Raw genomic sequence first — 20,062 nt, 5'->3', positions numbered from 1 at the left:
TAATATTTTATACGCAATATTTATAGCGATGTTATGTGGTGCAAACGTGTTTTTGATATGGATTTTAATAATGGCTATAAATGTAAATCGCAGAGAGAAAAAGTATCACTATGCAATGTTTCCTGAATCTAAAATAAAGAAATCATGGTGGAGATAATTAAGGCTTTTGGCTGGCTGATTCTGGGTTGTTTTGGCTTTGCTGTAATATTTGTGATTCTGTGGTTTGCTGTTGGAATGTCGGTTTGTTTTTACAAAATCTACATCAAAAAGCAGAAGCCGAAATCTAATCAATTTGATGAATGCCTAAACTAAATATAAACTATGGAAACATTACAAATCAACAAAAAAGATGCGATTAAAGCGCATGATGAAGCTACCACAAAAGGGAAATCGCTTCTTGAAAACTTGCTGGGAAAAGCTGTTTTCTTAAAATCAATCAAAGAAAGAATCAAGTCGTTTGATGATGTTCTTTCAGAACTGAATATTGTGAAATCTGATTTTGATTTATCGTGTCATGGATTGGAATCTGATGAAGTTGCTTACAGAAAAGCAAAACTTGTGGCGAAATTATTCAATGAGGGCTGGATTCCTGATTGGACCAATGAAGATGAGTATAAGTATTTTGCTTATTTCAAAATGGGTTCTCCTTCGGGTGTCGGGTTTTCGTACTACGACTGCGATCGCTGGAGTGCGCGTTCGCTTGTCGGCTCCCGCCTTGCATTTAAATCAAGTGATTTGGCTGAGTATGCCGGAAAGCTTTTCGAGCAGGAAATTTACAAACCATTAATGATAACTGAATCTGCTTAATATGGAAACAATTCAGATAAATAAAACGGATGCTGTAAGAGCACATGGCCAGGCTACGCCTAAACAGAAAACAATGCTTGAAAACCTATTTGGTAAAAAAGTGTTTGTAAAAAATATCAGAGAAAGAATCCAAACGATTCAGGATGTTTTTGAATTGAACTATACTACTGAAGCAGATTTTTATCGTAAGTGGGATGGATTCGCAGATCATGAGATCGGGCAGGCTTTAGAGGTTCTTATTGTTGCGGCATATAATGAAAGTAGGTTTCCTGATTGGACCAATGAAGATGAGTATAAGTATTTTGCTTATTTCAAAATGGGTTCTCCTTCGGGTGTCGGGTTTTCGTGCGCCGACTACGTTGGCTGGAATGCGTATTCGGGTGTCGGCTCCCGCCTTGTATTTGTCGGTCCTGATGCTAAACTGAATCTGTTGGATGCAGTAAAGAAATTTTTACCAGAGTACCAAAAATCAAGAACTACATAAAACCAATTATCATGAAAAAAAATGCATCAATCGAAGAAATCTTCGAAAGTGAAAATTTAGACGTCAATGCAATAGTTGTAACGGGAATTCCTGAGAGACATGTTGAAGCTGTCAAGGCAATCGCAAAATTGATGGTTGCAACTGATTATCATAATCCGAATTTCAAGCCTGATTTTACAAATTATGATCAGTATAAATATTTTCCTATTGCCGAAATGGGTTCTCCTTCGGGTGTCGGGTTTTCGTACGCCGGCTACGGTGACCGGGTTACGTATTCGGCTGTCGGCTCCCGCCTTGTTTCTGAATCAAGAGAAGTCGCAAAACGAGTTTTTGACAATCATGAAGATCTTTATAAAGCATTCATGGTTTATGAAAGGGAAGTGAAATAAAGTAACAGGTTGTGCAGTGAGTTGCTGACAGTTCTCCTTCGGGTGTCGGGTTTTCGTACAACAACTACGATAACTGGAATACGAATTCGAATGTCAGCTCCCACCGAGCAAAGAAGATATTTAATCATTGCAAACCTTGCCAGCATGGCAAAAAATCACACAATTAAAAGGGCGTTGGTACTTATGGGAAAACGACCTGTTTAAGCAAGGCATGAAAAGAGTAAGTAATTTATACGAAAAGATAATAAGCTTAGAAAATCTTAGAAAAGCTGATGAAGTTGCTCAAAAAGGTAAACAGAAGCAATATGGGGTTGTGTTGCATAATCAGAATAAAGAAGCTGATATTTTGAAGCTTCATAAAATGCTGAAAAGCAAAACCTATAAAACTTCTGAATACCAAGTTTTCAAAGTGTTTGAGCCAAAAGAAAGGGATGTTTACAAGCTTCCATATTTTCCTGACAGAATAATGCATCATGCAATAATGATACATCTTGAGAAACTGTTTGTGTCGGTTTTTACGACTGATACTTACAGCTGCATAAAGGGAAAAGGAATACATGCTGCATCTGATAAATTGAAGCTCACTTTGAAAGATGTTCCAGGTACTAAGTACTGTTTGAAACTGGATATCAAAAAGTTCTATCCAAATATTGATCATGATGTTTTAAAAATGCTTCTGAGAAGAAAAATTAAAGATCAGGATCTTATTTGGTTGTTGGATGAAATTATTGACAGTGCCGATGGTTTACCGATAGGTAACTATTTAAGTCAGTATTTCGCTAACTACTTTTTGACCGGATTTGATCACTGGATAAAAGAGAATAAAAAAGTTAAGTACTATTTCCGATATGCAGATGATATTGTGATTCTGTCGGGTAATAAAAAGTATCTGCATTCTCTTTTAGGAGAAATTAAAGTGTATTTGAGCGAAAAATTAAAGCTTGATGTCAAGGAAAACTACCAGGTGTTTCCTGTTAGTGAGAGAGGGATCGATTTTTTAGGTTATAGGTTTTATCATGAGTATGTCTTGCTTCGAAAGTCAATTAAGAAACGATTTGCAAAAGCAGTGTCAAAAAATAAGGATAGGAGTGTTCTGGCAGCCTATTGGGGTTGGGCAAAACATTGCAATTCAAAACACCTAATTAAAAAATTAATACCAGATGAAAAGTTTTAAAGATTTCGAAATAACTCCGGTAATAGAAAATTTTGTCGGTGAAAAAATAAATACAGCTAAGATTTTAGATAAGGAGATAGTCGTAAAAGGTTATAAAATTCAACCGTCAAAATTTGAGAATCGTGGAGATCGTTTGGATATGCAAATAGAATACCGTGACGAGGATAGAGTTGTTTTTACGGGTGGTAAATATTTGATTCAAATGATTGAAAAAGTGCCTAAAGACGGTTTTCCTTTTAAAACTAAGATTATTAAAAATGGCGAACATTTAGAGTTTGCGTAAATAAATTAAGTATGGAGAAAAAGATTTTACAAAATGAAAGTCCTGAAAATCGTTTAGAACAATTGAAAAGCGTTGCCGATAAGATGGAAGATTTTTCGTATCCACGTGAATTGACAGTTGGAGAAATTCAGGAACTGCAATCTGGATTGTCTCAGGATATGATAATTGTGGATCGGGCTGAACAGGAGTTAAAAATTGCGAAAGAAGTTTTTAAGTCTGAAGTAAAGCCAATCAAACAGCAAATTGTTAAGAATTTACAAATGATTCGAACACAGGTTGAGGAAGTTAGGGAAAAGGTCTTTTTGCTGAAAGATTTGAGAGAGGAGAAAATGGGTTACTACTCAAAAGATGGAGTACTGGTATTTGAGAGAGAACTTCGACCAGATGAAAAACAATATAGTATAACAGATCATTTAAGAAAAGCTGAGTAATCATGAGTGAAAATTTGAAAATTACAGTTGAAAACGGGGTTAAAGAATTGACAATTCTAAATGGAACGGCAGAGCCTGTTTATCATAAAAAAGCTATTGAAGTAAAAGGGGGTTCGATTAATTCTGCTTTAGAATACTTGTCTAAAAAAGTTGTGAGTGCTGAAATTATTGAACATTCTAAACTTGAATTTTGTTATGATAAATTGTATTTAAAATTACTATACGATGCACGTGAGCGTAATCCAGATGTAATTGAAGGTTCGTTAAAACTTCATCCAGATTTAGAAAAATTCAACATAAATTCCGGAAAATCTTACAGCACTTTTGATTTGGCTGATTTCATAAAAATGAATCGTCATTACTTCGAAAACAAAGATTATGCAATGAAATTGGTTGCTGAGCTTAGAAATTTTGAAGGAAAGGTAAATCGTGACCTTGAAGCGAAAACAGATGAACGTGGTAATAAACGTGCGTTGATTAATCAGGTTGTGGAATCAAATATTCCTACTGGTTTTTTCTTAGAGCTGCCTGTTTTTGTTGGGCAGGAAAAACAGCGTCTTGAAGTTGAAATAAACATCACTGCTGATTTTAGCTGCTCTTTGATTTCTCCTGATTTGAAAGAATTTATCGATTTGGAGTCTAAAAAAGTTTTAGATAATCAATTGAATCAAATTAAAGCATTACATCCTGAATTAAAGGTTTTTGAATATTAAAACTTAAGATATGAAAACAGTCGCTTTTGATGATGAATATGCGGAAAAATTAGAATTAGCTATCAGTTTAGAATTTGGCTGTGAGCGTTCTGAAATAGTAAGGCTTCGTGACTCGTTGGTGAAAAAAGTGGCTGTTTTTATTATCTCAAAAACCAAAAATTACAGTACTCGTGTTATTGGGGCTTATTATCAAATTTCATGGTTGTATGTCCCCGCTGTAGTAAAGGAAATTGAGTGGATGTTGAAAGTTGTACCTGGGTTTGAAATTAAAATTAAGAATGTTTATGAGAAAATTTTGGACTACTGAAGAAACTGAAATTATGATTCAGAATTATCCAGATAAACCGACAATTGATCTTATTGAATTATTGCCTAATAGAACTGTCTCCGGAATTGCTGGACAGGCTTCAAAATTAGGTCTGCATAAAAGTGATGCTTTTATGAAAAGTCCAATGTCTGGACGTATTTCTAAGGATAATGACATCGGTTTTGATACTCGTTTTAAGCAAAATCAACCAGGTTGGAATAAGGGTTTAAAGCAAAAGGATTACATGTCTCCTGAAAAAATTGAAAATACAAAAAAAACACAATTTAAAAAAGGTTCTGACCCTCATAATACTCAGTCTATTGGTTATGAAAGGCTTTCTAAAGATGGATATATAGAAGTTAAAGTAAGGCATCTTAAAAATGGCAAATCAAACAATAAAAATTTTGAGTTTAAGCATAGGATTGTTTATGAGCAAAATTACGGATCAATACCTAAAGGGATGATTGTTGAGTTTTTAGATGGTGATAATCGGAATTTTGAGCCTGAAAATTTAGTTCTGAAGACACGGAAAGAAAATTTGCTTCAAAATAGTATGTGCGATACGTCTATCGTAAAAAGGTTTATAGGTATAAAAGAGCCTGAAGCTGTAAATAAAATTATTGAAGAAATGCCAAATCTAGTTGATTTGAGAAGAAAATTATTAATTAAAAAGAAAAGATTAAATGGACGTAATTGAAAAATTAACCGTATTGCTGACTGGGAAAACTTTTTCTCACAATGGCAAAAAATATTGTTTTCAAAGCTGTAAAAAGGTTGTTTCTAATATCATGATATTGACAAACAAAGAAACAATTCAGGTTCCGATGGATCGTTTTGTAGATTTCTATGAAAAAGTAGAAAAGAATTGTTTTGATACGAATAGTATTCCTGAAAAACAAACTTTTATGCCTACTGAATTGCTGGTAAAACAGCCTACTGTTTTTGTTCCAGAAATGTCGAGTACATATCAAAAATTGAATGTGTCTTTTGATGTTTTGATTGGTCAGATTGACAATGCAACCAATGAAGATATATCGTTTTTAGAGACAAAAGCAAAGATGCTTACATCTGTAGCTCAAACCGCTATTGGTATGGAAAATAGTCGAGTGAATTTGATTAAAATATTTCAAGGTAAATAAGTGGTTTTATGGCAAAACTAACCAAACAAAACGTTCCGTATGGAATGGTTCCGAATACGTTGTTAAACGATAATACAGTATCGTTAAAAGCAAAGGGTTTGTTTGCCTTTATGCAGTCTAAGCCTGAGGGTTGGAATTTCTCGGTGGATAAAATTGCATTTCAGTGTAAAGAGTCAAAATCGGCTATTTCTGAAGGTTTAAAAGAGTTGGAATTATTAGGTTATTTGGTAAGAAAAAAGCAACAATCTGGTAACGGTTTTGTGGTCGATTATCACCTTTATTTTGATGCTAACAATCAAAAACCAATTTCCTATTTCCAACCATTGGAAAACCAACTATTGGAAAATCCAATGTTGGAAAATCCAACTATTGGAAAATCGGTAAATATTAGTAAGAAAGATATAAGCAAGAAAGATAATAGTAATAAGGAAATAGAGGAAACTGCTCTCGCTTTTTTTGAAAAAAATTGTCCTTCTGATTGGGAAGTTTTTCAAATGAGGTTTAGAAAAGAATTTGATGTAACTGAGTGGGGGAAATTTAAAGAACTTTTTAATCTGAAAGTTGATGAAGAGTCTTTGGAGTTTACAACAAAAATAATTAATGCAAGGTTGACAAGGTTTGCTATAAATTATGTTGAAAATATGAAAAAGCCTGTTAAGCAATTGCGAAAAGAAGATTTAGAGATTGTTTCTCCTTCCAGAAAAAGAATATCGTAATGAATACTGAAAAAAAATATAAAGTTAATCCTGTTCAGCTCACGAAAATTATTTCGTTGGAAAAAGGAAAACTGCCTCCTCAGGCAATTGATTTGGAGGAGGCAATTTTAGGGGCTTTGATGGTGGATGTTAGAGGTATTGATGAATTGTTGCAGGTGTTTAATAATTCGGAAGTTTTTTATAAAGATTCTCATAAGGTGATTTTTGAAGCAATAATTGAACTTTCTGAAACTTCACAACCTATTGATTTATTAACAGTATCAAGTCAGTTAAAGAAAAAAAAGAGTTTGGATATTGCCGGTGGTGATTATTATTTAATTGGTTTAACTCAAAAAATAGCTTCGTCTGCACATATCGAATATCATGCAAGAGTTGTTTTGCAAATGTACATGAAAAGAAAAGCTATTGAAGTTGCATCATCGATAATTGAATTGGCTTATGATTCTGATTCAGATGTTTTTCAATTGTTTGACTACATGGATGTTGAAACATCAAAAGTTAATGAAATTGTTGACAAAGGAAGGTCTGAAATGACTTATGCAGATGCTTTAAATGCGGCTGTAGATCGTGTGAAGATGTTGACTGATAGCGATAGCAGTTTGACTGGTGTTGATACTGGATTTAAAAAATTAAACAAACATTTTGGAGGTTGGCAACCGACTGATTTTATTGTTGTTGGAGCACGTCCTGGAATGGGTAAAACAGCATTTGTAACAAATACTATGCTTGGTGCGGCTAAGTCTGGAAGTGCAGTGGGTTTTATATCACTTGAAATGAGTACTGAACAGTTGGCTACTAGAACTATTGCGAATGAAAGTAATTTCCATTTAAATCAATTAACTAAAACTGGATTTGAAAAGGCTGAGTACTTTCAAGGTTTATTGAAAACTGTAAATGAACTAAGGGGATTGCCAATATTTATTGATGATAGACCAGCTTTGACTATTGGTGAGATTAAAAGAAAAGCAAGGTTATATAAGCGTAAGCATGATATTAAGATGCTTATCGTAGATTATATTCAATTAGCTGGTAGTGATGGTAGTGAAGATATTAGAATTCGTGTTGGTAAGATCTCTAATGGATTAAAAGCTATTGCAAAAGAATTAGGTATAACTGTTATCGGTTTAGCGCAACTATCTCGTGAAGTTGAAAAGACTGCTTATAAGAGACCCGCGCTGCATCATTTAAAAGAGAGTGGTGATATTGAGCAGGATGCAGACGCTGTGTGTTTTATCTATCGTTCTGCTTACTATGGTTTAGAAGTTGATGACGAAGTGTTGGATATTGATTGTAATACTGAGTTTATTGTTGCAAAGTACAGGCATGGTGGAGTTGGTACAATCGGATTGTATTATGATGAAAATAAAACAAAGTTTTCAGATGGAAAAATACAGGATGATTCTGTTGAAGAGTGTGTCAGTGGTGTTCAGGATATTCCTAAAACAATGCCTAATGAAGCTTTCTATTCAATAGAAGATTTAAGTAGTAATAATGATTATGATGACAACGATAATCCTTTCTAATAATGGCAAATAAACCAAGAAAAGTTAAAAGAAGCTGGGTAAAAGAAAGAGTAGCTTTCGAGCGTGAAAGAACAGATAAGGACTTTAATTACAATGGAAGGAAGTGGAGAAATATTCGAAAGCTACAACTTGAATCTTTTCCGTTGTGTTGTGATTGTGAAGCTGATGGTCTTGTGGTTGCGGCCACTGTTGCAGACCACGATACACAAGCAAAGGTGTTGATGGCTCGGGGTGATGATCCGTATGATATGAAGTGGTTAAAGTCAAGATGTAAAAAACATCACGATTCTAAATCTGGAAAAGAACGTCACCGAGGGGGTATGGGGTAAAATCTCCAAAGGCTCTGAGGTGCGTACATCGCTGTTTAGCCTGAATTTTACTCGCAGCGTTATTTTTGATAGGGGGGTCTAACATATTAAATATTAGTGATATGTCTACAAATATGAAAATTATAAAAGGCGATGGCGAAATCGCTGAAGTTAATAAAAATCTTTATGAGGTTTTACCAAAATTGCCAAAACCAATTGCTGAATTAAATCTATCCAAAGAGCAACTTTTTTGGTATAAATTCTTTGGTCAGCAATTAGTTGATACCAAAAAATTAACAAAGCCGGATCTTATTCATTTACACCGTTTGGCGAAGTCTGTTAATTATTATGTTCAGGCTGAAAATAAAATTGCTGAATTAGGTTACGATGGCGGTTTGATTCAAACCTTCAAAGGTGGTGCAACGAATGTTTCCGGTCACATCACCGTTCGTGAAAAAATGATTAAAGAAATTGATGAACTATCCAAACATTTCGGATTTAGTTTCAAGGATCGCAGCAAGCTTGTAGAAATGAAAACAACTGATCCGGCTCAAGGCGATTTATTTACAGAATTCTTAAATGCAAAACACGGCTAAAAATTAAACTTATGAATTTAAAATCTTATTTCTCTGGTGGTGGTCTTTTCGATATTGGTTTAAGTATGTCTGGAATCGAAATAACAGAATCATTTGAAATCGATGAAACCTGTTGTAAAGTTCAGAAAAAAAATTTCAGTCATAAAGTAACCTGTGTCGATTTGAAAGAAAAGTTAGTTATTTCTGATATGGAAACTGATGTAATGGTTTTTACTTATCCATGTACAAAATACAGTACAATTTCAGACATACACGGATGCCGTACAGGCGACGAACTTTTTTTACATGCATTTCGTCACATGGCAATTGCTTTGCCTGAAGTATTTGTTATCGAAAACGTTCCGGGTATGCGTGCTTTTCCTGTTGTTATGGAGGCAATGACAAAATTGCCAGGATACTACGTTACAACCTTCTGCCCTATAAAAACCGAAACATGGTTGCCACAACGCCGTGATCGATTAATAATTATTGGAAGTAAAAAAAGTTTCAATTGGCGTGAACCAGAAAAAGGAAATGCCGTAAAATTAAAGCACATTGTCGAAAAGCATCCCAACGTTTCACTACCAAAAGCTATCTATCAAAGAATGAACGGTGTTTATAGAGATTTACCAATAATTTCTGATCCGGACAAAAATGATATTGCACCAACTGCTGTAGCGCATTATGCAAAAGATAAATCTACAAGGTTAATAGCTGATAAAAATTTCCCGTTGGGAGTTCGTCCTTACTCAGTTCGTGAGTATGCAAGATTACAGGGTGTGCCTGATAGTTTTGAATTTAATTGTTCTGATACTGCTGCTTATAGAATGATTGGAAATGGTGTCTCGTGTCCGGTTGGTTTGTGGGTTGGAAATGAACTAAAAAGATATTTTTCTAAAAATTAACCTAAAAAATATAAAAAAATGGAAAAACAAAACAACAGAGTTTCAGTCTACAAAGGCGTAGGCTGGCACAGAGAACAGCAAAAATGGCGCTCCAGTGTTTCACAAAGTGGAGTAAAATACGATTGTGGTTACCACGACTCAGAACGTGAAGCAGCAAAAGCACGTGACCGGAAAATATTAGCATTAGGACTAAGTAAATCTCTACAAATTTTAAAACCAGTAGAATGAGAAAATATTTAGCAGTTCTTGTTTCTGGTGGTAGGTCTTCAGCAAGAATGGCACGCCATATTCAAACAGATCCTAAATATGAAGAATACGAAAAGCTGTATGTCTTTTGTAATACTGGGCAAGAACGCCCTGAAACGATTCAGTTTTTAAAAGATATGGTTTACCATTGGAATATACCTCTTAACATTATTGAAGGTGTTTATAGTTTAGAAAAAGGATGCGGTGTAAAAAGTAAATTAGTCGATTTTGATACAATGGACATGAAAGGAAGAGTTTTTTCTGAAATGATAGCTCATGTAAATAAAAACAAATGGGTTGGAGTTCCTAATCAGGCTGTTCCTTATTGTTCGGATTATTTAAAAACTAGAGTATCTCATCATTTTAGTAAGTTGATCTTCGGAACTACAAAATATGTTAAGGCACTTGGGTATAGAAAAGAAGATATGCCTAAACGAATAACGTTTGCAGAATTGAAAGAAGATAAAACGCGTATTGCTCCAAATTTAACCGACTTTGAAACACCTATTGGGAATCTGGAATTAAATGTTTTTTTTGATAACGAACCTTTTAAGCTTGGGATTCATTCTAAACTAGGTAACTGTGAATTGTGTAATAAAAAATCGGATTTGAATCTTATCGAATCAATTAAATACGGGACAAGATTTATTGATTGGCATGTAAATGAAGAAGAAATTTATGGCAATATGTTTTTCAGAGGAAATTTATCAATTATGGATTTGGTTAATATGGCTAATAGCGGAACTCAATTAAAAATGTTTAGTTCATCAGGTGGTGATGGTTGTGTATGTAATTTTTAAACTTAATAATCATGTGGTCAAACGATGAAATTAAAGCTAGAAAATAGCAGATTTAGAAGCTCAGGAAAGAGCTGAAGCATTTGAAGAAAATGGAAGGGCAACTAAAAAAAAGAGAGAGAAAATTTCCGAACAATTTAGCTCCAAAAAAATAAAAAACGTAAACGATAATAACCATGGCACTAAAATCAGACAACCCAACCAATGCAATGATAAATCAAAACTTCATCATCTGTGTTTTAGAAAATCCGAAAGAAAATGCTTGCAAAAATAAAAAAATAACATCGGCAAACAAGCTTTCGAATTTCATAAAAGACGAACAACTTAAAATAAAGCTTTTTAAGAAGATATTAGAAGGTGGAGAAGATAAATATGTATTTAATATAAGAAATCGTCTTAAAATAGAAATTTGGTCAAAATAACTAACTATAATGGAAATCACTGAAAAAATGCTCTATTCCGTTCCTTTTCAGTACGCAAATGATGTGCGTACAGGGAAAATCGTGACTGGAAAAAGGATAAAACAAGCCGTAGAGCGTTTTTACAAGTGGATAGAAACCGCAGATCAGGACGGGTTTTATCTGGATCATAACAAAGGAATGCGGGTTATAAATTTCTTTCCCGAATTTTTAAATCATACAAAAGGAAAAATGGCAGGTCAGCCGTTCGTTTTGGCGCCTTTTCAGCAATTCACAATGTATAATGTGTTTGGCTGGATCAATGAAAAAAACGGATATCGCCGTATAAATACCGTTTACGACAAACGAGCCAAAAAAAACGGAAAAACCGCAGAAATGGCAGGATTAGCATTGTATTGCATGAGTTTTGATTTAGAAATGGAAGCTGAAATTTATGTTGCGGCAACGAAGGAAGATCAGGCGCGTTTATGTTGGAAACAGGCTAAAATGTACATCGAAAGTCCAGTTTCAAATTCTGCACTGAGAAAAATGGGTTTTTTTTGTCGTCAAAAAATAATCGGATTTACTAAAACAAACTCAACATTGATGGCTTTGGGTGGTGATTCCAATACACAGGATGGAATTAACTGCCATGTTGGAATTATTGACGAATATCACGCTCATAAAGATGATACGGTAAAAGAAAACTGCGAATCATCAACGGTGCAGAGAACACAGGCTTTAATCTATCATATCACAACAGCAGGTTCAAACGTGCAATCAGCCTGTAAAAATTATGAGGATTCAGTAATTGAAGTTTTAGAAGGTCGAAATGTCGATGATTCTCTATGGATAATGATTCATAACATCGATAAAGAAGATCTGGAAACAGAAGAATCTTGGATGAATGAAGGCCTTTGGATAAAAGCAAATCCTTTATTGTTTCAGGGATTGGCAATCGATGCAATTCGTAAAGAATTTACAAAAGCAATGAACCAGCCGTCTAAAAGGCGAAATTTCAAAACCAAAAATTTAAACATTTGGGTTGATGAATTGTCAGAGTGGATTTACAACGAAGACTGGATGAAAAATAAAGTAGATATCATCCCGGCTGTAAAATTTACACAATTCGGGTGTTTTGGTGGTTTAGATTTGTCAAAAACAATCGATTTAAGTGCTTATGTTCTGGTTTCTGAGCCTGACGAAAATGAGGAGCGTTATCTAAAATGTTGGTTTTTCTGTCCAAAAGATACGATCATCAAACGTTCAAAAGAAGATCGTGTTCCCTATCAATATTGGGCAGACAATGGATGGTTGATAGCTACGCCTGGTAATGTCATTGATTACAATGTTATACAAGATGTTATTAAGGATACATACTATAAATACAATGTTCAACGTTTAGAATTTGACCCCTATAATGCAACCAAACTTACACAGGATTTAGACGCTGAAGGTTACAATGTTTCCGAGTTCTCTCAGGCTATCGGAACAATATCAGCACCAACAAAAGAATTTGAAAAGCTTGTACTGTCAGGTAAACTAAAACATGATGGAAATCCGGTTTTAGCTTGGATGCTTGCATCGTGCGTAATCTATTACGATGCAAACGACAATATGAAAGTACATAAAGGACGTTCCGGAGCAAATGGCAGGCGTGTCGATGGAATAATTGCCACAATCAATGCAATTGGCGGTTCAATGTCAGAACCCGAAGAAACAAACGAAAGTTATTACAATAACCCTGATAATGTATTTGAATGCTAACCAAAAACAAACAAATATGATGACACCTGCCGAAGCAAATGTATTAAGAATTGAAATTGAAAAGTTACAAGAAAAAGTTGAACTTATGCGGAAATTAAGCACTGCATCAGGATTTTACAGTTATTATTTCAGCAAGATTTTAGAGTATCCGTCTAATAAAGCCTGTTTTCATAGCGTAAATGAACTTTATCACGAATTATTTGGACAGTATCGCTATAGCGATTACGATTACTTCAGGGTGTCATTAACAAGATTTAATAAAAAAGAAAAAAAATGAAACGAGCAATAACAGTAATAGTGATTTTCTTATTAGCCTTTGCAACCTCTTTGCTTTTAGATATTGATTTTATAGCAACAAACAATGTGAGATATACGCTCGTAGTTGGATTTATAGCTTTTGAATTTGTAATAGGCTGGAATATTTTAAAATCAATATCAACTCAAAAAAAAAAGAATGAGTAATAAATTAAGTGCAAAAAATCTAAAAGCAGCAATACAAAGATTGCCTGAACCAAAAACTTACGGAGCAGATACCGTAAATGTGGCAGTAGATAAAAATGTCTATACCTTTGAAAAAATAAATAAAGAATGGATTTTTAAATTTTAATATCATGAAAAGGCCTATAATTTCTCAACAAGAAAGAAGCTGTATGATTAATCCTAAATTAGAAGTTGCGAAACTTAAATTTAAGAGGGAAATTGATCGAAGTAGGTTTGGACAAATGCTTTATAAAATTGTACAAAGGTTGTCTAAGAAATTATCTCATTAAAATTAGCAACTACAGTTGTTATCAATGATAACAAATTAAAGTAAAGGCGCTATCTAATTTTACATAGAAATTTAAGTACTATGTCATTATTAGATAGCGCCTTTGATAATATGTTTGCTCCAAAAGAGCAGCGAAGCCAATCAGTATTGAGTGGCTTAGGTTCTTTTCTTTCGTTTGGTGGTGGTACAGCTTCAACCGGAATCAAAGTGAAAGAATCCTTAAAGCTTTCGGCTGTATACAATGCAGTTGAGCAAATATCAAACGATTTGGCGAAAACCCCTTTCGGGTTGTATCAGGATATAGACGGAAACAAAGAGCGTTTACGCTCGCATTCTGCGGATATTCTTATTTCTTCGGAGCCAAATTACTTAATGACGCCGTACAACTTCAAAAAGTTAATCGGTACATCACTACCATTACGTGGCAACTGTCTTTTCAAAACGATTTTAGATAATTCTGGTTATCCAGTTTCGGCTGAATACATTCCCTGGGATAATGTGTTTGATGTAAAATTAATTAAAGGCGAATTGTATTATTATGTAAATGGTATGGCAGATCCTTTAATGTCTTCAGAAGTTTTACATTTCAAACAATTCTCTCTTAACGGACTGGTAGGAATCCCGACAATCACTTTTGCAGCAATGCAATTGAATTTAGCATTAAAAACGCAGGAATTCGCAACCATGAATTTAGATAACAAAGGAGTTCGTCAGGGTGTAATTTCTACAGAAAAAGTAATCAAAGATAAATCTGGAATCATTCAGGGTTGGAGAACTGCAATGGCAGAAAAATCTGCGGATCGTGTGGTTGTATTGGATGAGGGTATGGAATTTAATCCTATTACCATCACGCCACAGGAATTGCAAATTATCGAACAGCAAAAATTTAGTATTGAAGATGTAGCTCGTTGGTTCAATATCGCGCCGCATAAAATAAAATCCTTACAGCAATCTACTAATAACAACATAGAGCAACAGTCATTAGATCATGTTAGTGATACAATTCAGCCTTTAGTTACAAATGTTGAACAGGAACTAACGAAAAAGCTTTTAACCCGAAAAGAAAGATCGACTTGTTATTTTAAAGGAAATATGAACGTATTGCTACGTGCTGATATTAAAAGCCGTGGTGAGTACTATTCAAAAATGGTGACTTCAGGAGTTTATAACCGTCAGGAAGTAAGGCGAAAAGAGGAAGAAAACAACGGTCCTGAATTCCTAAACGAACACTTAACTCCCGTAAACACTTACACGGAAAAACAGCTTGAAAATAATTTAAAAATGCCGAAATAATGGAAGGTGTAGACTACATAAAAAATATAGACGGAGCCGAACGTCGTTTCTTTTCTTCAGAAGTCAGAAAGGTAATGCCTGAAACTGAACCTACAGTTGAAAAAGATAATTTGCCAAATATTGAAGGATATGCGGCGAAATTCAATTCAACTACAGTGATAGGTCGTTACTGGCAGTTTGAAGAAGAAATTTTACCAGGTGCTTTTGATGATGTGTTAAACGATGATGTTCGTTGTCTTTATAACCACGATCCTAATTATGTTTTGGCACGTTCAAAAGCTGGAAAAGGTACGCTTACGTTAAGTGTTGACGGTGTGGGTTTAAAGTATGCGTACAAAACGCCAAACAGAGGTTTCGCAATCGATTTGGCTGATGCAATAGACGAAGGTGATGTTTCAGAATCTTCTTTCTCCTTTTTAGTGGCTGAAGAAATTTGGATTTACGGTGATGAGTCGAAAGGAATTTTAGACAAAAGGCAAATCGTAAAATTCAGTCGCTTATTTGATGTTGCTCCGGTAACATTTCCGGCTTATCCAGATACAGAAGTTGCACAAAGATGCTCAACAGCTTACAAAGAAAAAAACAATATAACCGAGCGTACTGCTCAAGATGAAAATAAAGGGCTATCAACCTTTGAGGCTCAAATATCAATTAATAAAAATTATTTATAAAATGAAAAAATCTGCAGAAATCAGACAAGAGCTTAATGGATTGGTAGGCTCGCAAGATGCCTTAATGGAGGCTGCAAAAAAAGAAAATCGTACTACTTTAAACGAAGCAGAAACGGCTAAATTCAATGAATTACAAGCTCAGATTGAAGAAAGAAAAGCAGCTTTAAAAGTAGCTGAAACTATGGAAGAAAATCAACGTGCTTTTGGTTCTAATCCTACACCTGCGGCTGGTCCTTCTGTTGTAGAAAAACCTGCTCCGGAAAATACAGAAAAAAGAGAAGGGTTGTCAATTCATGCAATTATTCGTTCGCAAATGGCAAACGGTACATTGGAGGGTGAATCACTAAGAATTCATCAGGAATGCAAGCGTGCGGCTGAGGCTCAGGGATTAATTGTTACAGGTGCTGTAATTCCATTTGGTGAATCCAGAGCGACACAACAAACCGTTACTGGTGATAGTGGTGAATATGGTGGAAATTTGGTTCCGAGAGAACAACAGCCTTTAATTGAGTTTTTACGACCTGAGCCATTAATTGAAAAAATGGGAATTGTGGTTGCTACCGGATTAAAAGGAAATTTAAGATATCCTGTAAACGAAGGTGGTATTATTGCTACTTGGGAAGGTGAAACAGATAAAACAGATGGGACTGCAAATAAATACGGTTATGTAGATTCTATTCCTAAGAGGCTTTCTGTTACCGTTCCAATTTCATTGTTAAACATCATGCAGTCTTCTATTGATTTAGAAAGACAAACAATGAATGATATTCTGTTAGCAGTCGGAAATGCAATTGATTTGGCTTTCGTAAATGGTTCTGGAACTGGTCAGCCGTTAGGGGTGTTAAATCACACGGGGGTTAATACAGTTGCAATCGGAACAAATGGCTCTGCTCCTACCTGGGATAACATTGTAGACATGGAGACTGGAATTTTTGTTGAAAATGCTTCAGGTGCAAAAATGAGTTATTTAGTGAATCCAAAAACTCGTGGGAAGTTGAAAAAAACAAAACATGAAGCGGGTGATCTTAATTATTTAATGGATAAATCAGGAGAAATCAACGGATATTCTTCTTTCACTTCGAATCACGTTCCTTCAAATCTTTCAAGAGGTACAGGTACAAATTTATCTGCCGGAATCTTTGGAGATTTTACACAAGGTAGAGTGAATATTTGGGGCTTTATGGATTTATCTGTTGATGATAAATCCCGCAAAAATGAAGGTTTAATTGAAGTTACTGCAAACGTTTTTGTAGATGTTGTAATTCGTCAGCCAAAATCTTTTTCAGTTGTCAAAGGCTGGATTACTGCTTAATTAGCTCCGTAAAATTTTAATTAAAAAGTTATGGCAACTACAAAAAAAATAGAGTTCGTTGTTTCACCAACTGGGAGATTCCAGTTGGCATACAATGTGGGTGAAAAAGCAACTTTTGACACAAGACAAGCAGATGAATTAATTGATGCTGGTTATGCGAAAGAATGCGGTAAAAAAGGTTCTGAAGACAAAGCAGCCGCTGACAAAGCAGCCGCTGACAAAGCAGCCGCTGACAAAGCAGCCGCTGACAAAGCAGCCGCTGACAAAGCAGCCGCTGACAAAGCAGCCGCTGACAAAGCAGCCGCTGACAAAGCAGCCGCTGACAAAGCAGCCGCTGACAAAGCAGCCGCTGACAAAGCAGCCGCTGACAAAGCAGCATCGTAAATAAACCTCTAATTGTTTAAAAAAAATGGTTACGGACAGTTATTATAAAAATCAGGAAGTTACAGTATGTGTAACTCTTGCAGAAGCAAAAAAACATTTACGACTAGGAACGGGTGTAAATCCTGAAGATGATTTGATTCAAACCTATATTGATGCAGCTAAAGAAGATAGGCAGAATTATATAAATCGTTCAATTGATACTCGTGATTTTGTTATGGAAGTTTCGCAGTTTGAAACTGTAAATTTTTCGGTTAATAATGATAACGACGAAGTTACCGAGGTAAAATGCTATAAACAGGGCGAAACTGTAGCGACTGTGCTTGACGTTGACAGTTACAAAGTTCGCCCTGGAATAGTAGTCGGAACAAAAACAATTACGTTTATAGATGTGCCTCAAACAGAAAAGCGACTAGATGCGGTTATTGTTACGGTAAGGCAAGGTTGGGTAACGACTGAAGTTCCAAAAGCTTTAAAACAGTCAATGTTATTGAAAATTGCAGACATGTATGAGCGACGTGAAGATCGTGGGGAAATTGGTTATAATGGTGCGGCTGACGCTTTAGCAAGAGCGTACCGAAAATATTAAAGTTATGCCAAAGAATCCTTTTATCGGTCAAATGAATCGATTGATCGATATTGTAGAAAAACAAACAGATCAGTCTGATAGCGGAGCGGAAATTGTTAATGAGATAACGATTTCAAATACTTGGGCTTTTATGCAGGATGTTTCAGGAACCGAAGAAACTGACGGAAAAATTAAGCATTTAGTAAATCGAACGTACACAATCAGGTTTGATGAGAATGTGAAATCAAAATCATCCAATTTAATTTTGATTGATGATTCGAAAAAGTATGAAGTGCTTCATATAATAGAAATTGGTAGGCGACAACATTTAGAAATCAGGGTTAAAAACTATGAATAATCCATTATTTGATGTTGAAGGTTTTTCGGAATTGAAAGCTAAAATTAGTCAGCTTGCAAACGACAAAGATAAAAAGCGGGAGGTTTTTATTATACTTCGGCAGATTGCGAATCCAACGCTTCAAGCGGCTAGAAGTTTTGTTCCGGTTTCTTCAAAAAAGCATAAGGCAAGAGGTAAATTAATTGAACCTGGGAACTTAAAAAAGTCCTTAGGGTATATTACAGGAAAACAGGAAAATCCAACAATTTATGTTGGTACTCGAGCAAAAGGTGTGAACAACGGTTGGTATGGTCACTTTGTAGAAAGGGGTGTTAATAAGTATCGTAAAGGTTTTAAGCGTAAGCGTAAAAGAGGTGTAAATGATCATGCTTCAATTGGAAAAACAAAAGCAACACCTTTTATGGCAATGGCATATCAAGCAACAAGTAGTCAAGTTACGAGTGAGGCAAAGCAGAAAATGGCAAAATTTATACAACGTAGAATAGATAAATTAAGTTAGGTAATGTTTGAGAATGTATCAAAACAATTGTATAGTTTCTTTTCGGGTTTACCGGAGTTTAATTCAGTTATGAAAAGAAATGAAGATGGAAAAGAAAAAACTTTTCTTTTCCCTATTGTGGCTTTAGAAGGTAATTCATTACCTATTTCAACATATTACTTGGGAGAAAGAACTCCGGAAACAAAAGATCGTACTCAGGTTGATATAGTAGTTATTTTTTGGTTTGATCAAAATAGTTATGATGCGTGTTGCGCTTTTACTGATGCAATGGTGGATCAGATAGATAACAAGTATAATTTTATTTCTGCATCGATAGATTACAATGAAGAAAGTTTTACTTATTCAGGAATGGTAAATTTTAAATTATTTTAAAAATATAAAAAAAATGGCAAGCGAAATTTATAACGGGAAATTATTACGATTAAAGTTCAACAATAAAAAGTTTTTACATGCGACTTCATGTAAGCTGGATTTTAATACCAAGTTGGAAGAAATTGCAACGAAAGACACAAATGGAACGATTTCTATTCCGTCAAATTATACTTGGACTGGTTCTACAGAGTCTTTGTTAGCAAACAAAGCTACAGGAGATACAACTCATGTGACTTTTGATGAAATTTTAGCATTGCAATTGGCAGGAACGCCAATTGATATTGACTTTACTACAGATGTAACTGGTGATTTTATTTACAGTGGTAAAGTTTTAATCGAAGGTGCAAGTATTACTGCAACAGTTGGTGAATCAGCAAAAGTTTCTATTTCATTCAAAGGTAATGGTGATTTAGAAAGAGATACAGTTGTATAATGGATATCCCTGTAAAAATAAAAGGGAATACTTTTAAGATGGCCTTTTCCTTAAAAGTATTCCGTGTTTTAGGTAAAGACTGGAATTTGCCTGGATTACCTGAAGTGATGCAAAGAGTAGCTTTGATTGAGCAAATTGAAACGGGTAATTTTGAAGTGTACGATGTTCTATACGATGTTCTTTTTCGAGCAATAGATTGTCATCCTGATAACCATACGAAAATTTCGAAAGAAGAAATTGAAGACTTGGAAATGGATGAACTGATGATTTTGGCACAAGGGATGACCGAAGGAATTTCCGCGGCGTTTCCTGATGAAGCAAAAGAGCCTGAAAAAAAGCGGAATGCTCCGAAGCGATAAACAGTGCCGATGCGGTTAATGAAACATGGGATCAATTAGAGGAACTAGCTTTGGGGCAAATCAGATTAGAAGTTAATTATTTCTA

Annotated in this window: 33 protein-coding genes; all 33 read left to right on the top strand. The window is 34.9% G+C overall.

The genetic code is table 11. The annotated features are described in order from the left end of the window. Positions 1-144: 144 nt before the first annotated feature. The 33 genes from ACAM30_RS01745 (at position 145) to ACAM30_RS01585 (ending at position 19,977) form a co-directional block, all read left to right on the top strand. On the top strand, positions 145-312 hold the full coding sequence (locus ACAM30_RS01745) for a hypothetical protein (protein WP_369616945.1): 168 nt from the start codon (positions 145-147) through the stop codon (positions 310-312). 9 nt (positions 313-321) lie between these two features. Further along, a complete protein-coding gene (locus ACAM30_RS01740) occupies positions 322-807 on the top strand; it encodes a hypothetical protein (RefSeq protein WP_369616944.1) in 486 nt (161 codons plus the stop codon). 1 nt (position 808) lies between these two features. Beyond that, positions 809-1,291 (top strand): hypothetical protein, encoded by a 483-nt coding sequence (locus ACAM30_RS01735; protein ID WP_369616943.1) that lies wholly within the window; start codon positions 809-811, stop codon positions 1,289-1,291. Between the two features lie 11 nt (positions 1,292-1,302). After that, positions 1,303-1,680 carry a hypothetical protein gene (locus ACAM30_RS01730; RefSeq protein ID WP_369616942.1) on the top strand — a complete coding sequence of 126 codons (378 nt, stop codon included), beginning with the start codon at positions 1,303-1,305 and terminating at the stop codon, positions 1,678-1,680. A gap of 127 nt (positions 1,681-1,807) precedes the next feature. Continuing rightward, positions 1,808-2,854 carry a reverse transcriptase domain-containing protein gene (locus tag ACAM30_RS01725; protein WP_369616941.1) on the top strand — a complete coding sequence of 349 codons (1,047 nt, stop codon included), beginning with the start codon at positions 1,808-1,810 and terminating at the stop codon, positions 2,852-2,854. Continuing rightward, positions 2,841-3,137: a hypothetical protein gene (locus ACAM30_RS01720; protein ID WP_369616940.1), complete on the top strand. Its 297-nt coding sequence runs from the start codon at positions 2,841-2,843 to the stop codon at positions 3,135-3,137. Before ACAM30_RS01725 ends, ACAM30_RS01720 begins: the two co-directional genes overlap by 14 nt. 11 nt (positions 3,138-3,148) lie before the next feature. Continuing rightward, positions 3,149-3,568, top strand: coding sequence for a hypothetical protein (locus ACAM30_RS01715; RefSeq protein ID WP_369616939.1), 420 nt, complete (start codon positions 3,149-3,151; stop codon positions 3,566-3,568). 14 nt (positions 3,569-3,582) lie between these two features. After that, positions 3,583-4,281: a hypothetical protein gene (locus ACAM30_RS01710; protein ID WP_369616938.1), complete on the top strand. Its 699-nt coding sequence runs from the start codon at positions 3,583-3,585 to the stop codon at positions 4,279-4,281. A gap of 10 nt (positions 4,282-4,291) precedes the next feature. Further along, positions 4,292-4,588: a hypothetical protein gene (locus ACAM30_RS01705; RefSeq protein ID WP_369616937.1), complete on the top strand. Its 297-nt coding sequence runs from the start codon at positions 4,292-4,294 to the stop codon at positions 4,586-4,588. Then, on the top strand, positions 4,566-5,285 hold the full coding sequence (locus tag ACAM30_RS01700; RefSeq protein WP_369616936.1) for an HNH endonuclease signature motif containing protein: 720 nt from the start codon (positions 4,566-4,568) through the stop codon (positions 5,283-5,285). Before ACAM30_RS01705 ends, ACAM30_RS01700 begins: the two co-directional genes overlap by 23 nt. Then, the gene (locus ACAM30_RS01695; protein WP_369616935.1) at positions 5,272-5,727 is read left to right on the top strand and encodes a hypothetical protein; all 456 of its coding nucleotides are present in this window, start codon (positions 5,272-5,274) and stop codon (positions 5,725-5,727) included. The genes ACAM30_RS01700 and ACAM30_RS01695 overlap by 14 nt, the downstream gene beginning before the upstream one ends. Positions 5,728-5,771: 44 nt before the next feature. Further along, positions 5,772-6,443 (top strand): helix-turn-helix domain-containing protein, encoded by a 672-nt coding sequence (locus ACAM30_RS01690; protein ID WP_369616934.1) that lies wholly within the window; start codon positions 5,772-5,774, stop codon positions 6,441-6,443. After that, entirely contained in the window at positions 6,443-7,966 is a 1,524-nt protein-coding gene (gene dnaB, locus ACAM30_RS01685; protein WP_369616933.1) for a replicative DNA helicase, read from the top strand. The genes ACAM30_RS01690 and dnaB overlap by 1 nt, the downstream gene beginning before the upstream one ends. Positions 7,967-7,968: 2 nt before the next feature. Then, positions 7,969-8,295 (top strand): hypothetical protein, encoded by a 327-nt coding sequence (locus tag ACAM30_RS01680; protein ID WP_369616932.1) that lies wholly within the window; start codon positions 7,969-7,971, stop codon positions 8,293-8,295. A gap of 113 nt (positions 8,296-8,408) precedes the next feature. Continuing rightward, positions 8,409-8,870, top strand: coding sequence for a P27 family phage terminase small subunit (locus ACAM30_RS01675; protein ID WP_369616931.1), 462 nt, complete (start codon positions 8,409-8,411; stop codon positions 8,868-8,870). A gap of 11 nt (positions 8,871-8,881) precedes the next feature. Beyond that, entirely contained in the window at positions 8,882-9,754 is an 873-nt protein-coding gene (locus ACAM30_RS01670) for a DNA cytosine methyltransferase (RefSeq protein ID WP_369616930.1), read from the top strand. An 18-nt stretch (positions 9,755-9,772) separates the two neighbouring features. Then, positions 9,773-9,982: an AP2 domain-containing protein gene (locus tag ACAM30_RS01665; protein WP_369616929.1), complete on the top strand. Its 210-nt coding sequence runs from the start codon at positions 9,773-9,775 to the stop codon at positions 9,980-9,982. After that, positions 9,979-10,800 carry a phosphoadenosine phosphosulfate reductase gene (locus ACAM30_RS01660; RefSeq protein ID WP_369616928.1) on the top strand — a complete coding sequence of 274 codons (822 nt, stop codon included), beginning with the start codon at positions 9,979-9,981 and terminating at the stop codon, positions 10,798-10,800. The genes ACAM30_RS01665 and ACAM30_RS01660 overlap by 4 nt, the downstream gene beginning before the upstream one ends. A gap of 173 nt (positions 10,801-10,973) precedes the next feature. Next, positions 10,974-11,219: a hypothetical protein gene (locus ACAM30_RS01655; protein ID WP_369616927.1), complete on the top strand. Its 246-nt coding sequence runs from the start codon at positions 10,974-10,976 to the stop codon at positions 11,217-11,219. Between the two features lie 9 nt (positions 11,220-11,228). Beyond that, positions 11,229-12,962: a terminase large subunit gene (locus ACAM30_RS01650; RefSeq protein WP_369616926.1), complete on the top strand. Its 1,734-nt coding sequence runs from the start codon at positions 11,229-11,231 to the stop codon at positions 12,960-12,962. A 16-nt stretch (positions 12,963-12,978) separates the two neighbouring features. Then, positions 12,979-13,239 (top strand): hypothetical protein, encoded by a 261-nt coding sequence (locus tag ACAM30_RS01645; protein ID WP_369616925.1) that lies wholly within the window; start codon positions 12,979-12,981, stop codon positions 13,237-13,239. Next, positions 13,236-13,424, top strand: a complete 189-nt coding sequence (locus ACAM30_RS01640; protein WP_369616924.1) for a hypothetical protein — start codon at positions 13,236-13,238, stop codon at positions 13,422-13,424. Before ACAM30_RS01645 ends, ACAM30_RS01640 begins: the two co-directional genes overlap by 4 nt. Next, positions 13,417-13,569 (top strand): hypothetical protein, encoded by a 153-nt coding sequence (locus ACAM30_RS01635; protein WP_369616923.1) that lies wholly within the window; start codon positions 13,417-13,419, stop codon positions 13,567-13,569. The genes ACAM30_RS01640 and ACAM30_RS01635 overlap by 8 nt, the downstream gene beginning before the upstream one ends. Positions 13,570-13,812: 243 nt before the next feature. Beyond that, positions 13,813-15,024, top strand: coding sequence for a phage portal protein (locus ACAM30_RS01630; RefSeq protein ID WP_369616922.1), 1,212 nt, complete (start codon positions 13,813-13,815; stop codon positions 15,022-15,024). Beyond that, positions 15,024-15,695, top strand: a complete 672-nt coding sequence (locus ACAM30_RS01625; protein WP_369616921.1) for an HK97 family phage prohead protease — start codon at positions 15,024-15,026, stop codon at positions 15,693-15,695. Before ACAM30_RS01630 ends, ACAM30_RS01625 begins: the two co-directional genes overlap by 1 nt. 1 nt (position 15,696) lies before the next feature. Then, positions 15,697-17,007 (top strand): phage major capsid protein, encoded by a 1,311-nt coding sequence (locus ACAM30_RS01620; RefSeq protein ID WP_369616920.1) that lies wholly within the window; start codon positions 15,697-15,699, stop codon positions 17,005-17,007. Between the two features lie 30 nt (positions 17,008-17,037). Beyond that, positions 17,038-17,391, top strand: coding sequence for a hypothetical protein (locus ACAM30_RS01615; RefSeq protein ID WP_369616919.1), 354 nt, complete (start codon positions 17,038-17,040; stop codon positions 17,389-17,391). Between the two features lie 25 nt (positions 17,392-17,416). Then, positions 17,417-17,977, top strand: a complete 561-nt coding sequence (locus ACAM30_RS01610) for a head-tail connector protein (protein WP_369616918.1) — start codon at positions 17,417-17,419, stop codon at positions 17,975-17,977. Between the two features lie 4 nt (positions 17,978-17,981). Beyond that, on the top strand, positions 17,982-18,314 hold the full coding sequence (locus ACAM30_RS01605) for a head-tail adaptor protein (RefSeq protein WP_369616917.1): 333 nt from the start codon (positions 17,982-17,984) through the stop codon (positions 18,312-18,314). Next, complete coding sequence (locus ACAM30_RS01600) at positions 18,307-18,813, top strand: HK97-gp10 family putative phage morphogenesis protein (protein ID WP_369616916.1); 507 nt, start codon at positions 18,307-18,309, stop codon at positions 18,811-18,813. Before ACAM30_RS01605 ends, ACAM30_RS01600 begins: the two co-directional genes overlap by 8 nt. A 69-nt stretch (positions 18,814-18,882) precedes the next feature. Then, on the top strand, positions 18,883-19,185 hold the full coding sequence (locus ACAM30_RS01595; RefSeq protein WP_369616915.1) for a hypothetical protein: 303 nt from the start codon (positions 18,883-18,885) through the stop codon (positions 19,183-19,185). A 13-nt stretch (positions 19,186-19,198) separates the two neighbouring features. After that, positions 19,199-19,618 carry a hypothetical protein gene (locus tag ACAM30_RS01590; RefSeq protein ID WP_369616914.1) on the top strand — a complete coding sequence of 140 codons (420 nt, stop codon included), beginning with the start codon at positions 19,199-19,201 and terminating at the stop codon, positions 19,616-19,618. Next, positions 19,618-19,977 (top strand): hypothetical protein, encoded by a 360-nt coding sequence (locus ACAM30_RS01585; RefSeq protein ID WP_369616913.1) that lies wholly within the window; start codon positions 19,618-19,620, stop codon positions 19,975-19,977. The genes ACAM30_RS01590 and ACAM30_RS01585 overlap by 1 nt, the downstream gene beginning before the upstream one ends. Positions 19,978-20,062 lie beyond the last annotated feature (85 nt).

The sequence above is a fragment of the Flavobacterium sp. CFS9 genome (assembly GCF_041154745.1).
Taxonomy (GTDB): Bacteria; Bacteroidota; Bacteroidia; order Flavobacteriales; family Flavobacteriaceae; genus Flavobacterium.
This window is presented reverse-complemented; position numbering and strand designations above follow the sequence as displayed.

What these genes read in the sequence shown, in the direction of transcription:
- ACAM30_RS01745 (WP_369616945.1), top strand. Translation starts at nt 145, where the DNA reads ATGGTGGAGATAATTAAGGCTTTTGGCTGGCTGATTCTGGGTTGTTTT.
- ACAM30_RS01740 (WP_369616944.1), top strand. Translation starts at nt 322, where the DNA reads ATGGAAACATTACAAATCAACAAAAAAGATGCGATTAAAGCGCATGAT.
- ACAM30_RS01735 (WP_369616943.1), top strand. Translation starts at nt 809, where the DNA reads ATGGAAACAATTCAGATAAATAAAACGGATGCTGTAAGAGCACATGGC.
- ACAM30_RS01730 (WP_369616942.1), top strand. Translation starts at nt 1,303, where the DNA reads ATGAAAAAAAATGCATCAATCGAAGAAATCTTCGAAAGTGAAAATTTA.
- ACAM30_RS01720 (WP_369616940.1), top strand. Translation starts at nt 2,841, where the DNA reads ATGAAAAGTTTTAAAGATTTCGAAATAACTCCGGTAATAGAAAATTTT.
- ACAM30_RS01715 (WP_369616939.1), top strand. Translation starts at nt 3,149, where the DNA reads ATGGAGAAAAAGATTTTACAAAATGAAAGTCCTGAAAATCGTTTAGAA.
- ACAM30_RS01705 (WP_369616937.1), top strand. Translation starts at nt 4,292, where the DNA reads ATGAAAACAGTCGCTTTTGATGATGAATATGCGGAAAAATTAGAATTA.
- ACAM30_RS01700 (WP_369616936.1), top strand. Translation starts at nt 4,566, where the DNA reads ATGAGAAAATTTTGGACTACTGAAGAAACTGAAATTATGATTCAGAAT.
- ACAM30_RS01695 (WP_369616935.1), top strand. Translation starts at nt 5,272, where the DNA reads ATGGACGTAATTGAAAAATTAACCGTATTGCTGACTGGGAAAACTTTT.
- ACAM30_RS01690 (WP_369616934.1), top strand. Translation starts at nt 5,772, where the DNA reads ATGGTTCCGAATACGTTGTTAAACGATAATACAGTATCGTTAAAAGCA.
- dnaB (WP_369616933.1), top strand. Translation starts at nt 6,443, where the DNA reads ATGAATACTGAAAAAAAATATAAAGTTAATCCTGTTCAGCTCACGAAA.
- ACAM30_RS01680 (WP_369616932.1), top strand. Translation starts at nt 7,969, where the DNA reads ATGGCAAATAAACCAAGAAAAGTTAAAAGAAGCTGGGTAAAAGAAAGA.
- ACAM30_RS01675 (WP_369616931.1), top strand. Translation starts at nt 8,409, where the DNA reads ATGAAAATTATAAAAGGCGATGGCGAAATCGCTGAAGTTAATAAAAAT.
- ACAM30_RS01670 (WP_369616930.1), top strand. Translation starts at nt 8,882, where the DNA reads ATGAATTTAAAATCTTATTTCTCTGGTGGTGGTCTTTTCGATATTGGT.
- ACAM30_RS01665 (WP_369616929.1), top strand. Translation starts at nt 9,773, where the DNA reads ATGGAAAAACAAAACAACAGAGTTTCAGTCTACAAAGGCGTAGGCTGG.
- ACAM30_RS01660 (WP_369616928.1), top strand. Translation starts at nt 9,979, where the DNA reads ATGAGAAAATATTTAGCAGTTCTTGTTTCTGGTGGTAGGTCTTCAGCA.
- ACAM30_RS01655 (WP_369616927.1), top strand. Translation starts at nt 10,974, where the DNA reads ATGGCACTAAAATCAGACAACCCAACCAATGCAATGATAAATCAAAAC.
- ACAM30_RS01650 (WP_369616926.1), top strand. Translation starts at nt 11,229, where the DNA reads ATGGAAATCACTGAAAAAATGCTCTATTCCGTTCCTTTTCAGTACGCA.
- ACAM30_RS01645 (WP_369616925.1), top strand. Translation starts at nt 12,979, where the DNA reads ATGATGACACCTGCCGAAGCAAATGTATTAAGAATTGAAATTGAAAAG.
- ACAM30_RS01640 (WP_369616924.1), top strand. Translation starts at nt 13,236, where the DNA reads ATGAAACGAGCAATAACAGTAATAGTGATTTTCTTATTAGCCTTTGCA.
- ACAM30_RS01635 (WP_369616923.1), top strand. Translation starts at nt 13,417, where the DNA reads ATGAGTAATAAATTAAGTGCAAAAAATCTAAAAGCAGCAATACAAAGA.
- ACAM30_RS01630 (WP_369616922.1), top strand. Translation starts at nt 13,813, where the DNA reads ATGTCATTATTAGATAGCGCCTTTGATAATATGTTTGCTCCAAAAGAG.
- ACAM30_RS01625 (WP_369616921.1), top strand. Translation starts at nt 15,024, where the DNA reads ATGGAAGGTGTAGACTACATAAAAAATATAGACGGAGCCGAACGTCGT.
- ACAM30_RS01620 (WP_369616920.1), top strand. Translation starts at nt 15,697, where the DNA reads ATGAAAAAATCTGCAGAAATCAGACAAGAGCTTAATGGATTGGTAGGC.
- ACAM30_RS01615 (WP_369616919.1), top strand. Translation starts at nt 17,038, where the DNA reads ATGGCAACTACAAAAAAAATAGAGTTCGTTGTTTCACCAACTGGGAGA.
- ACAM30_RS01610 (WP_369616918.1), top strand. Translation starts at nt 17,417, where the DNA reads ATGGTTACGGACAGTTATTATAAAAATCAGGAAGTTACAGTATGTGTA.
- ACAM30_RS01605 (WP_369616917.1), top strand. Translation starts at nt 17,982, where the DNA reads ATGCCAAAGAATCCTTTTATCGGTCAAATGAATCGATTGATCGATATT.
- ACAM30_RS01600 (WP_369616916.1), top strand. Translation starts at nt 18,307, where the DNA reads ATGAATAATCCATTATTTGATGTTGAAGGTTTTTCGGAATTGAAAGCT.
- ACAM30_RS01595 (WP_369616915.1), top strand. Translation starts at nt 18,883, where the DNA reads ATGAAAAGAAATGAAGATGGAAAAGAAAAAACTTTTCTTTTCCCTATT.
- ACAM30_RS01590 (WP_369616914.1), top strand. Translation starts at nt 19,199, where the DNA reads ATGGCAAGCGAAATTTATAACGGGAAATTATTACGATTAAAGTTCAAC.
- ACAM30_RS01585 (WP_369616913.1), top strand. Translation starts at nt 19,618, where the DNA reads ATGGATATCCCTGTAAAAATAAAAGGGAATACTTTTAAGATGGCCTTT.